The sequence below is a fragment of the Brevibacillus sp. JB24b genome (assembly GCF_051713385.1).
GTDB lineage: Bacteria > Bacillota > Bacilli > Brevibacillales > Brevibacillaceae > Brevibacillus_B > Brevibacillus_B laterosporus.
On the sequence record NZ_JBNVQV010000001.1, the window covers coordinates 3,067,777 to 3,081,511 of the forward strand.

General features: G+C 37.8%; 6 protein-coding genes and 1 pseudogene. All 7 read right to left on the minus strand.

The window, feature by feature from the left end; all coding sequences use genetic code 11:
* Positions 1-18: 18 nt before the first annotated feature.
* Positions 19-6,084, minus strand: a complete 6,066-nt coding sequence (locus tag ACQV1I_RS14240; protein ID WP_116333984.1) for a type I polyketide synthase — start codon at positions 6,082-6,084, stop codon at positions 19-21.
* 25 nt (positions 6,085-6,109) lie between these two features.
* Entirely contained in the window at positions 6,110-9,850 is a 3,741-nt protein-coding gene (locus ACQV1I_RS14245; protein ID WP_116333985.1) for a non-ribosomal peptide synthetase, read from the minus strand.
* A 45-nt stretch (positions 9,851-9,895) separates the two neighbouring features.
* Positions 9,896-11,164, minus strand: a complete 1,269-nt coding sequence (fabD, locus tag ACQV1I_RS14250) for an ACP S-malonyltransferase (RefSeq protein ID WP_116333986.1) — start codon at positions 11,162-11,164, stop codon at positions 9,896-9,898.
* 90 nt (positions 11,165-11,254) lie between these two features.
* Entirely contained in the window at positions 11,255-12,217 is a 963-nt protein-coding gene (gene sbnA / locus ACQV1I_RS14255; RefSeq protein ID WP_094699980.1) for a 2,3-diaminopropionate biosynthesis protein SbnA, read from the minus strand.
* Between the two features lie 500 nt (positions 12,218-12,717).
* Positions 12,718-12,954, minus strand: a pseudogene (locus ACQV1I_RS14260) (SDR family oxidoreductase); the annotation flags it as partial.
* A 201-nt stretch (positions 12,955-13,155) separates the two neighbouring features.
* The gene (locus ACQV1I_RS14265; protein ID WP_094699979.1) at positions 13,156-13,359 is read right to left on the minus strand and encodes a hypothetical protein; all 204 of its coding nucleotides are present in this window, start codon (positions 13,357-13,359) and stop codon (positions 13,156-13,158) included.
* Between the two features lie 17 nt (positions 13,360-13,376).
* On the minus strand, positions 13,377-13,511 hold the full coding sequence (locus ACQV1I_RS14270; protein ID WP_255193621.1) for a hypothetical protein: 135 nt from the start codon (positions 13,509-13,511) through the stop codon (positions 13,377-13,379).
* Between the last annotated feature and the right edge of the window lie 224 nt (positions 13,512-13,735).

Sequence of the window (13,735 nt, forward strand, 5' to 3'; positions counted from 1 at the left end):
TCTAGTTAGTTTTGTAAGTTAGAAATTAAATTCAAAATCTCCCATGACACTTGATACCTGCGATGCTTTCAATTCTTGCATCTGATTTTGAGACAAAAGCTGTACATCTGGAATGCGTAAACCACTATTGCTGACTTCATACAAGATATTCAAATAATACTGTGCTAGCTTACTTATCGTTTCTATTTTGAAAAGATTTGTATCAAACTCGAATCGGAAATGTAGTTGTTCTGTGTTAGCCACACCTACCAAGCTTAAATCGTACAAGCTTACACCATCGTTTAAAGTAGGCATTGATTCATGCCATTGGAACATTGTCGAAAAGATCGAACTTCGTTGACTACGTTGAGCATTAACCTGGGCGACTATAGCATCAAATGGATAACGACTGTGTGTAGTAGCTGCAAATCTCGTTTTTTCTACCTTGGCAAATAGTTCTTCAATCGTCTCTGTTTCTTCTACCTTCACACGCATACAGAAGATGTTCGTCAGTGCCCCCACAATTTCATTACTATCTGAATCACCTTGGTGACGAGCTGTCATCCCTATGATGATATCTGTATCAAGCGTAAGCTTGTGCAACAGAAGGTAATAGGCAGACAATAGATAGGTTTCCAAGGAAATATCTACCCGTTTGATTGTTTCTTGAATTGATTTCCATACTTCCTCATCCTTTACCTGAAAAGGATAAAAGCTTCCTTGATAGCTTGGAGTCTTAGGACGTTGAAAATCCGTTGCTAGGTTTAATTGAGGAAGAGGATTACGTAATTCCTGTTGCCAGTATGCTTGGTCTGTTTGAAACCCTTCACTCTTTTCCCAACTAAGCTGATCGCGTATCCAAGAGATATAGTTGCCCGTAGGTGGAAGTGCAATCTCTTTATTTTCTAGTAGATCGTTATAAACTTGAAGAATTTCATTAGCAATATACTCCAAACTCCACTGGTCTCCAATCAGTGAGTGAATAATGAGACCAAAGAGAGTTTTCTTTTCTGGTAAACGATACAAAATCGGACGCCATGTTGACTTTGAAAGCTGACAAGCTCGAATTCTAGCTTCGTTCAGCTTTCTTTTAGCTAGCTGGCTTGCATCTGAATCAAAGGATAGGTCTTCGTATTCTGTCTCTACACTCATAAATGGCAAAATGACTTGTTTGGGTAGTCCATTCTCTTCTCGGAAAATTGTCCGTAGAGACTCATGCTGTTGGGTAACTGCGTCAACAGCTTTTTGAAACAACTCAATGTCAACAGATGTAGAAAGCTCTTTTTCGGTAAGCATGGTAAGTTCAGTCATAAACGGATTATAGGATTGAAGGAAGTAGATGTGCCGCTGCATACCTGTTAGTTCAATTCCTTCCTCCGATTCCAACACGATGTTTGGTGCTTCTGTATTCTGCTCAGAGATTATGATTTTTTTATTACCTTCTTCTTGAGAACTAAGATGTGCTGCAAGTGCAAAAATAGTTAAATTTTGAAATATTTCACTGATTCCAATGTTCTTATTCAGATACTTTTGAATTGAATTTACGATCTTGACGGCAATAATAGAATCTCCCCCGAGACTAAAGAAATCATCGTAGATATTTATTTCATCAAGTCCTAATTCCAAACAAAATACCTGAGCCAATAATCGCTCATTTACAGAATAACTCTCACCAGCATTACGCCCCGCCACCATAATGTCTGGTAATGCTTGGGACGTTACCGCTCCTTGTTTTATTTCTTTTAACCTACTCATTTTTGTCAATTTGGATATAATAGGTTTTTCTAGATTAAATGTAAGAGTATCCATATGATCAAGGGTATTATCATAATTGATTTCTGCTATCGTTACTCTTTTCATCCGTTTATGCAAAACTTGCTGAAATGCTTGGATGGCATTTTGAGTTGACAAGGACTTAAAGAATCCTAAATCGTGATTAGCTCCGTATTCCACAGCCATCCCTACTTCTTTCCATGCAGCCCAATTGATGGTCAATGTCTTCCCTGTATGGCGATTGCGCAATGAGGTAAATGCATCTAGGTAAGCATTGGCAGCAGTATAGTCCCCTTGTCCAACTCCACCGTAAAGTGAGTTAATTGATGAAAACAGTACCATGAAATCAAGCTGATGATCTTTAGTCAGATGGTGTAATAACCAGGTACCCCTTACTTTTGGAGATAAAACAGGTTGACTGCTAACTTCCTCTTTGCGTAGGATAAATCCCTCACCAGCTACACCAGCACTATGGATAATGCCATTGATGGTAGTAAATTGTGATCGGACTTGGGTAAGTACAGCTTGCAACTCATCCTGATCACTAATATCGGCGCTTACTACCGTAACATTACTTCCCAGCGATTCTATCTTACGGATTGCTGTGATTTGTCGATATAATTTGGGCTGGGTTTGTTGTTCTACTTGTCCCCAAAGCTCTTTGCTTGGTAATGAAGATCGATTAATCAATACAAGATTGACAGAGGCCTGGGAAGCAAGATAATTAGCCATTTCAAGTCCAATTGCACCAAGACCACCTGTAATTACATAAACTCCATTTTCACGAATTCCGATAGAATCAGTAGCAACATCGTCTAGGTTACATTCGTAAAATTCCTCCACAAATCTTTGATTATTACGGTGCACCACCAGATAATCCTTGTCTTTTCTTCCTAGCTCGGCAAGGATGGTATCCCCTGAAGTAAATTTGTCAATATCTAACGCTCTACACAATACATGAGGATACTCTTGACTTACCACCTTTCCCAATCCAAACATGGTAGCGTAATGTGGATGAATATATTCCTGCTGTTCATTCAATTCGTATACATAAGGAGCCACAAGCAATATCTCTATCTCCTCATGAATGTTGTGTTCTAATAATGCTTTCGTCAGACGGACGAGACTCTCATACCCTCTCTTCTGCGTTTCTTCCAAGTCCGTTAGATCATTGACATCCTGCTTTTCCATAACAGATAGCAAGTGTATGATTTGAGTAATACCTCTTTCTTTCAGTAACCCAATCAAGGTGGTATAGTCCGTTTGAAGACCATTTATTTTATAGGTACGTTGGTCAACCTCTTTAAATTCTGCTCCCATTTCAACCTGAATCCACGGCCTGCCAATGGAATCAAATGCCTGAATCATCTGCTCACCAATGCTTGTCTCATCTTTAAAGATAAGGACAGTTCCCAGATCTTTGGAACTTTCTTCTCTAGGATTTATCTCTTTTTCAATCCATTTTATCCCGTAATAAAAGGGAGATTTATTTGCTTTGTTTACTCCCAAGTCCATTTGATGTACACGTTTAATCGCATAATCTTCTATTTCTGCAAATACGACGCCTTCTTCATTTACCAACGTCACATCAAAATTAATGATTTCCTTATTGTCAGACTGATCAGACTTTAATCTGAGATGACTGTAAAATCTGTTGGGCATTGTGCTGTAAACCTTACATATACGGTATGTAAACGGCAGATAAAAATCCTGACTTACTGTGTTAATGGCTAAGTTAACAGCATTGTCCATCAAGGAAGGATGAAAATGATACAAACCTTTATCTGCTTCATAACGTTCTGGAAGACTAAAATAAGCAAGTACTTCACCATTACCGATATAAGTATGCTGCACATTATTCCAACGAGGGCCTGTAATGATAGCCCCAGATCCAGAGAAATCCTCCTCGTATTGAATGAATTCATTGCGCTCAATGTCACATCTGTTTTTTATTTCTTCAAGCTTTATCATTGATGCATCATAATGTACGCCAAATGCTACTGTCCCTTGAGCGTGTCTCACCCATTCTCCGTTGTATCGACTTGCAATAATAAAGTCATAGGATTGTCCATTTTCTTTTAAAATGGTCTGGACCTCATGAGACTCACCACGTTCACAAATTAATGGAGCAAGAAAAACAAGATTCTCTACTTGAACTTGTCTAGTTGGTATTTGTTGATAACAAGCCTCAAGTAGCATTTCGAGATAAGTGGTTCCAGGTACAACAAATTTATCATTGACGATATGTTCATGTAGTACCCAGTGCTTGTCCACATTAAAATCTGTTGCATAAATAATAGTTTCAATCGAATCTGCTTCTAATCGATCAAGTAGGGGTAGATCAAGTTCTTTTAATGATTTTTTTATGATTGGGTAAGAATTTTCAGCTTCCGGCTCCACCCAGCAACGCTTTCGATTAAATGGGTATACGGGAAGACTTATCCTGTGAACTTGTTCTTTCTGCATCAGCCTTTCCCAATCTATTTCAGCTCCACTGACGTATAATTGGCACAATTGCTGAAGTAGCACTTCCGAAGGCTCTACCATTACGAGCTGGCTAATTAAAGAATTGGCCTGCTCAGTCAACTGTCTAATATCAGCTTCCGTTATCTCTTTTTCACTACGGATAGGTTTCTGCTCATTAATTACTTTAAATGAATTCGTATAACAACCCATTCGTTCGTTCGTACCAATTCCCTCTTTTTTACATAAGTAAAGTTGTTCCATCAAATCCTTACAGTTACATGCTACTAGTGCCAATCGAGACTCATAATGTCCTCTACCTGTGTTAGACGTATACGCAAGATCAGCTATACTTACATTCTCATTTTTACTAATAAACTGAAGGTAATCATTTATTAGCTGAAGCAATCCGTCCTCTGTTTTTGCTGACAATGATAAGATGTACGGCTTTGATGTTTGATCTTGTAGTTGAGTACGCAACTTAGGTTCTGGTGCTTCTTCCAAAATGATATGGCAGTTCGTACCACTCAATCCAAATGAACTGATTCCACAACGCCGCGGATGCCCATTAGATTCCCATTCTCTTAGACAATCATTAACATAGACAGGTGAGTGGTCGAAGGAGATTTTTTGATTGGGATATTGGAAATTCACTGTAGGTGGAATTTCCTTATGTTTTAGCGCCAATATACTTTTGATAAAACCGGCAATTCCAGCTGCATGGTCGAGATGTCCAAAGTTAGTCTTTAGCGAGCCGATACCGCAAAACTGTTTTTGATTCGTATACTTTTCAAAAGCTCGCTGGATTCCCTTAATTTCAATTGGATCACCTAGAGATGTCCCGGTTCCATGAGCCTCAATATATTGAATTGTCCCTGGTTCTATTTCTGCATTTTGCCAAGCCCTAACAATCACATCTTCCTGTGCTAGTGAGTTAGGAGCAGTTATTCCAATTGAATGACCATCTTGGTTGAAAGCACTTCCTTTGACCACAGCATAAATATGGTCCTTATCATGTATGGCTTGATCAAGAGCTTTTAACATTACAACGCCAACACCCTCACCAAAACCCGTTCCATCTGATCGATTGTCAAAGGTTTTGGCTCGTCCGTCTCGTGAAGAAATACCGATTCCTGAATCAGAGTCTTCACCTAAGGGAAGCATGATAATTTTGACTCCTCCTGCAAGAGCCATATCACACTCACCATTATTTATCGCCTGACACGCCAAATGAACAGCAACCAAAGAAGATGAACAAGCTGTGTCAATTACCATACTTGGCCCATGCAAATCGAGCGTGTAAGCAATTCTGCTAGCGATGATAGACTTAATGTTACCGGGAACCGCTGCTCCAGACAGAGATGGAGCAACATTTTTGATATATTGCTTATAATCCTCCCCTGAGTCTGAATCAGCGCTATAACCAACAAACACTCCTGTTCTGGTTCCCATAATTTTTTGTCCACCATAGCCAGCATCTTCAATTGCTGACCATGCTGTTTCTAAAAAAAGGCGTTGATTAGGATCCATTAAACTGGCTTCTTTAGGTGAAATTGAAAATAATTGGTAATCAAACTGATCAATTTCTTCTAAATAGGCAGCATGTAAATACCGTTTTTGCATATGTGGTTGCACATGGTTAATAAACCGATCGATATCCTTCTGTCGTGACTCAGGGATCGTACGAATACAATCACTACCGTTACGCAAAGCCTCCCAAAACTCATCTACATTCTGCGTTTCTCCAAAGCGTCCAGAAACTCCGATTATTGCAATGTCATTCTTTTTCACGCTTTTCATCTGAACAATCGTGCGTTCATCTTTTTGTGTCAAATTTATCCCAGTTAAATCTAGTAATTTCTTCTTCACTTATCTCCCCTCTTTTCCATCCCGATTAGATAGTTGAATTATTCTCATTTTCTAGCATGAGAGAAAGTAGCTTGAGATACCCATAAATTAGTTCTTCCACTTTTCCATGGTTTAATTTCTTTTGATCATATCGACATTCAAAAGCGACCGTCGTTGACTCGATTTGCAATGCAAATATAATATCAAACAAGCGATTGAATTCATTTGATTGAGAAAAGTATTCGGTAAATAACGGCCATACTTGTTTACTCGTTTTTCTTATAAAGCTATTTTCTAATGTTTGAATAGAATATATCTCAAGGGTATTTGGCTGTATTCGGGCTCCTCTTACCTGTCTAAATAATTCGCCAAAATCTTCAATGTTGTTCATGTTTACGTTAATAGGAATGGTTCTATTGTCTGTTATCTGCCACTGAATAGTGACATCAGTCAATTCGCAGATTTCAGAATAAAAATAAAGATTCATCGCAAGTAAAATATCAGCTATATCTACACTGTACCGATCTGCTACCATATTTAAGCCAGCAACCATATCATCTTGAAAAGCAAAAGTGAATCGGGTACTCGTTTTTTTAACTTCGTTTCCATCAAAATATTCTGGAGGAAACAGTATGGCTGGAATTTCGATCAATGGTATATTGTCCTCTGTCCTCGATTCAATATAGCTGGCTAGCTTTGCAATCGTAGAGTAGGAAAAAACATCTCCAATATCTATTTTTCCGATATACTTTTTATCTACTTGGGCATGCATCTGTACTAATAGAATTGAATTCCCGCCTAAATCGAAAAAGCTATCATGTAAACCAATGACATCACGGTTCAACACATTTTTCCATATTTCCATTAACTCTCGCTCAACATCCGTATTAGGAGGTTGAATGATCATTTCATTTGATCGTATACTTTCGATCGGTTTACATAATCGCTTGCGATCGATCTTACCGTTAGCTGTAAGCGGAAGTTCCTTTAGGGAAACAAAGTGTGCAGGAACCATGTATTCAGGTAATTCTTGGCTAAGTAACTGACGAAGTTCATGAGTATTCACGTTATGTTCCGCCACGTAATAAGCGCAGAGATTCTGTGAATCACCAATCTTCTCCACCACTACCACTGCTTCGTTAACTGCTGGGTGTTTTAATAAACAATTCTCAATTTCACCAAGCTCAACTCGGAAGCCCCTTATCTTAATTTGATGATCTATTCTACCTTTGAACTCAATCGTTCCGTCTGGAAGCCATCTTGCTAAATCTCCAGTGCGATATATGAAGCTCTCTGTCTGAAATGGATTCGAAACAAACTTTTCCGCAGTTTGTATTTCTTGATTCAGATAACCTTTGGATAATCCGTCACCTGCTATACACAATTCACCTGTTATCCCTATTGGCTGTAAGCTATTGTGTTTATTGAGAATATAAACTTGTGTATTGGCTATTGGTTTTCCAATTGTAATAGTAGTTGCACTAGTCAAGTCCTGTATTAATGACCAAATGGTCGTTTCTGTAGGACCATACATATTAAATATGCAGGCTTGTGTACGTTCTTTAAGCTGAGCTAATAGGGACGGTAGAAGTGCTTCTCCTCCTATCATGATTTGTTCCAATTGGCTAAAACAATCTGCCTCACTGTATAAAAGTAATTGCAGTCTAGAGGGTGTGATTTGTAAAGAATTGATATTTGTTACCTTGATCAGCTCATTCAACAATTTCGGGTCACGTTGCTGGGCTTCTGTTGCAATAACTACACGCATTCCTTGAGAAAGTGGTACTAAGGTTTCTACTACAAAAATATCAAAGGAAATGGTAGTAAGAGCTAGGATTGTTTTTCCCGCAGTATAAGTAAGTTTCTCAGTAATTCCTTGAATAAAATTATGAACGGCTCTATGGGGAATCATTACTCCTTTTGGTTGCCCTGTTGAACCGGAAGTGTAAATCACGTACGCTAAATCTTCTGACGTAGTAGCATTTTCTTTCCACAAAGACTCTTCTTCATAAGCTAACGCTTCTTCTAGATAGATGTATTCTTGCCCCATTTGGATATCAGAGACTAAGTGGCGTTGGGTAAGTACCAACTTAGCGCCACTGTCTATGAGCATGTATTTCACACGCTCCTCAGGATATGTCGGATCAATTGGTAAATATGCCCCACCGGCTTTAAGAATCGCAAGTAAGCCGATCATCATTTCCAATGAACGTTCGGTCATTAACCCAACAATTGTGTTGGGAGACACTCCTTTATCGATTAAACAGCTAGCGACCCTTTTCGCTTGTTCATCCAGTTCACGATATGTAAGCTGAGCTCCTTCACATACTACCGCTATCTGATCAGGTGTTTTTTTAGCTTGTATAGCAATTAATTCGTGAATGGTCTTGCTACGATCATATAGAAGACGAGTGTCATTGAATTGCTCAAGTAGTTCAATCTCTTCTGCTAGAGTCGTAATCTTAAGTTGGCTAAGCTTGATTTCTGGATTAGCAATGATTTGTTCTATCAATTCCTGAATATGACCAAAGATTCTTTTGATGTATTGGTAACTATGTATTTTGGAATTGTAGCCCATTCGAATGATCAACGACTCCCCGGTGATGACCATGATGCTAAAGTCATAGTTGGTTTGTTCCAATAACTCAACATGGGTTATCGTTTGACCAAGCCCTCTAGTGCCTGAATCGTTACTTGACTCATTCATATCTATTGGTGACTTTTGAAAAATGGAGACATGGTCAATGAGTCCTTGACTCATCTTTGTTCCTACTGGCATCTCATAAAGTGGAAAAAAATCATACATTTTTGCCTTAGTTGAGCTTTCTTGAGCCATTTGAACAAGCTGTGCAAACGTTTCTACTCGATCGGTTCTGATACGTACCGGAACTGTATTAATAAACAATCCGACCATCTGGTTAATTCCTGCTACCTCGGCATTTCGACCGGAGACCACAGATCCAAACACGACATCATCTACATTGTTATATCGCTGGAGAACCAATCCCCATATTGCTTCCCATACCGTGCTCAATGTAGCATTATTCTGCCGCGCAACCTTATTAAGCTGTTGCGTTTTTTCAAAATTGATCTCAAATTCCGCCTCTTTTGCCTCATAACCATTCACATTCATTTTATTGATCAAACTTGGCACCATCGCCAATTGATCGTATCCTTTTAGATAACCTTCCCAATATTCCTTCGCCTGCTCGTTATCCTGCTTTTCTAGCCATTGTATAAATTGCTGATAGGAATGAACCGGTTCAAGCTTTAGCTTTTTATGAAAAGCAAAAGAATCATAAATTTGTAAAAATTCATTAAACATAATACCAAGTGACCAACCATCCATAATTAAATGATGATAGCTCCAAACCACTTTATAACACTCTGTCGATGTCTGAAAAATAGCAATACGAATAAGGACTTCTTTAGCCAAATGAAATCCTCGTGTCTTATCCTTTTTTAAATAACCTTGTACATAAACCTCCTGTTCGCTCAAACTGGAAATATCCTCAAAATGAATGCTAGTTAATTCCCGTTTTTTAAGCACCAGTTGCATCGGCTTTTTTACTTTTTCATATACAAAAGCTGTACGTAAAATATCATGACGTTCAATTAATACATTGACGCTTTTTAAAAAAATATCAATATCTACGTTACCTTCAATTGAAAAAGTCAAGCTCTGAAAATAGGCTCCCGAATCGTTATGTACAATGGAGTGAAATAAAATACCTTCTTGTAAGGGAGTCAGCGGATAAATTTTAGTTACTTCAGGTTTTTTTTCCAAGTGAAAAGCTCCTTTTCCGTCATCCTTAGTAAAGTGACGGTAAAATCAATTTTCAAATCGGTAATCCTGTAGATCTGGAAGCAGATAGCCCGTCCCGGTTTCTTCTAAAATCTCATCAAAGCGTTTTTTCTGTTCATCAGTTGAGGTTTTCTTGGTTAAAAATACCGATGTAAGCATATCAAGGGCTTCACGCATTTGTTTTATGGTCGGTTCTGCACCTGCCTCTTCTAGCTCATATTGCATCTTTTGTATCCGCCGATAGGGCTCAATCATGCCTTTTTGATACTCATCAGCGTCCAAATTTCGATTTGGAGTCGCAACCGCAATAGCAAGACATTTTGTAATTACACTAGGAACAAATGGTTGATGGTCCTTCGGGAAACCCATTATTTCTTTTACACCAGCAACATCCTGTGCTACATCGTAAGCATAGGAAAGTACATCTGGATACTCTTTTTTCATTAAATTACGCAAGACCTTATTAGGCCCAAACTCGATCACTTTTCGAATGCCCTCTTGGTAAAAAAACTGCATAGTGGCAAGCCATTGGACCGGTGCTGTCACTTGTTTGGTTAAGTTTTCTACAATTTGTTCACTGCTTGTGTAAGGTTGTCCATTGACATTAGCAACCACCGCATAACGCATGGGCTGGTACCTATTTTTTTGAAGCTCCGCCTGTAGAGAGGTAGCAACTGATTGCATCAGTGGACTATGAAATGGAGCACTAACACGCAAGAATATTACTGTAGCTCCCATCCCTTCAAGTATTTTTGCTACCTTTTCAATCGCTTGGCGATGACCAGAAATAACGATTTGACGTGAAGAATTAATATTAGAAAGATGCGCAAAGTTCGTCTCATCTGAATATTCTAGACAAACCTTTTCAATCTCAGACCTGTCTATTCCAGAAACAGATGCCATTGCTCCAGTTCCTTGAATAGTAATGTCCTGCATAAATAACCCTCGTTTGTGGACTAAACGTACTGCCTGTGAAAATTTCATCGCTCCAGCGCAAACAAGTGCAGAATATTCACCTAAGCTGTGTCCAGCGACGAAACGAGGTTTGACACCTATCTCCTGCATGTAAACACGCCAAAGGGCAATACTTGTAGCTAGAATGGCTGGCTGAGCATTAGCGGTTTTGGTCAGCTCCTCAAGATCACCTTTTATACATAGTTTGAGTAAATTAAATCCTACTATCTGTTCAGCCTCTTCAAAGGTTCTTCTAGCAATGGCGTACTGATCGCATAACGCTTTTCCCATATTGACATATTGTGATCCCTGTCCAGAAAACACAAATGCTAAATCTCTCATGTATTCATCACTCACCCATTACATATTTTGGTTTTTTAGTAATAAATATCAGCCAAAAACAGTGCATTATGTAAACGTTTATATGATGATTTAAATCGTTTCTACTGGATTTATGCAGAATTTTTCCACCCAATCTTTGTTATAGATTGTATCCACATAAGATAAACCGCTATCAGGACAAATAAAGACTACATTCGGTGACGTATGAAATGTCTTGTCGGCAAAATAATGCTTTATAGCATAATAAGAGCTTCCTGATGAGCCACCAACAAATAAAGCATGTTTTTCTAGCATTTCGTGACAACCTTGGATTGCTCGATACTCAGGTACATGAATTACCTCGTCGATAATAGCCTCCTTGAGTATTTCTGGAACCATGCTAGAACCAATCCCCGGAATAAAGCGTTTTTTAGGACTATCCCCAAATATAACCGAACCCTCTGTATCCACTGCTATAACCTTAATAGATGGAAACTTTTCTTTCAATCTGCGAGATATTCCAGCAATGGTTCCACATGAGCTAACACCGATAAACACATAATCTAGATGTTCAAAGGCATCTGCAATTTCCTTGCCTAATCCATGATAATGGGAAAGAAAGCTATCCCGGTTTGCATACTGGTTTGTCCAAAATGAATCTTTGATCGTAGTCAGAAGTTCATTTACCTTTTTAATTCGATTTAACAAATAACCACCTGTCTCATCTCGCTCGGTTACTTTGATCACATTTGTAGCAGTTACACGTAGAATCTTTTCATATACCTCATTAATATTGCTATCAATAATAGGAATGAAAGGGATTTCTAATTTTTTACATAACAATGCCAATGCAATGCCAAAATTTCCAGAAGTTGATTCTATTACAGTGGTATTAGGGGTTATTTCGCCTCTCTCAATTGCAGATTTTAATATGTAGTAAGCTGGCCGAACTTTCACACTTCCACTATAATTCTGAAATTCGAGTTTGGTATAAAGATTAATGGTATCGTTTTTCAATTGTAAAAGAGGCGTATCACCAATAAATGAGTGTAACTCGTCTAGTTTTACTAACATTAAAATTACCTCTCCCTTTGATATTCATATTGCCTTAATGCGACGATTTGTGCGTAATCATCCAAAATAAATATTCTAGCTGCTTTATGTGATGATTAAATCACTATAAAGTGAATTATGAGTAAATTCAAAACAAAATGTAAACATTTTTTAATTCTTAAGGGACAAAAAATTACTTTTTCATATAAAGTTTACTATTAAAGGATATAATTGAAAATAATTTTCCATATTTTTAATATACCTAAACTTTCCAACAATGTCTATAAGACCAAAATCCAAAATTTACTATATTAACTCTTTCAAAAAAAGGTAATTATTTTATTATTATGAAAAAATGGGCCGTTATTGAATTTAAAGAATATCATCCAAATAACCCTCTCTTATATTCAATGAATAAAATTTTTCATCCAGCATTTTTTTATCCAAGAAAGTAATTTTTAAACTTTGTTAATAAAAAACGCCAATCATTTTGAGATCAGCGCTCTTCATAATAACGTGTTTTAAATAGACAACCCGCCATTAACTTCTAACACAGTACCGTTTACGTAGTCCGCATCGTCTGAAGCTAAAAAAAGATACGCTTTCGCAATATCAGATGGCTGCCCTAGACGATGTAACGGTATCTGAGAAATCAAATTTGATAGTACCTTCTCAGGTACCTTTAAAGCCATTGATGTTTCAATAAAGCCAGGGGCAACTGCATTCACCGTTATCCCCTTCCTGCCTAGTTCTTTAGCCCTTTATATAGTCCAGTACTGATTAATTCATTTTTCTTCATATGATTACGGTCATGACAATTTACCACCTCTGCCATCTTTTGTACCAGTCTTTGACAAATGCTTTACCACGATGTGCCAGCGACATTACCAATAACCCCTTCTCAAGTTCACTATTTGTAAGTAGTTAGAGAAGGGGTTTTGTGTATTTTAAGTGTGAGTTTAAACCTTGAAGTACTCTTTTATGATTTTTCTTGCTCCTTCATGGATATCCTGTTCAGTCCATGTGTATAGAAAAGGCTCTCCCCCGTATATTTCAAATAGTTTTTCCTTTAATTCTAGGGAAAAAGGACTCCATGTTCTATTTGCACTCCAATAATAATATTCTTCCATTTTGGATAAGCCTCTCCTTGTCAAAATAGCCATATATCAGACCTCGCTGCCTAAACCATGACGTTCACGCCAGCTAATTGAATGACCTCAGTCACTTTCTGACGGGAATTTCCAGTACTTGCGGCAATACCTCTTAAACTGATCCCCTCATCATGTAATTCCAATATCTTTCGATAATGGATCATAAAAAAATGCCTCCTATAGTTGGTATAAAATATGGTTTGATCAAAAATATCGTAGAAACCTGCATTTTACGGTAAATAAAAGAAGCCATTTTGAAAAAAGATTGATCGAAATGGTTCTTTACAATTGATTAAAGAATAACGATTTCTGAAACAAAGCAAATGGAATAAAGTACCGATGTTGTTAAAATTGTTTAAATGCTCTTGCACATGTTCTTTTTTTTCAT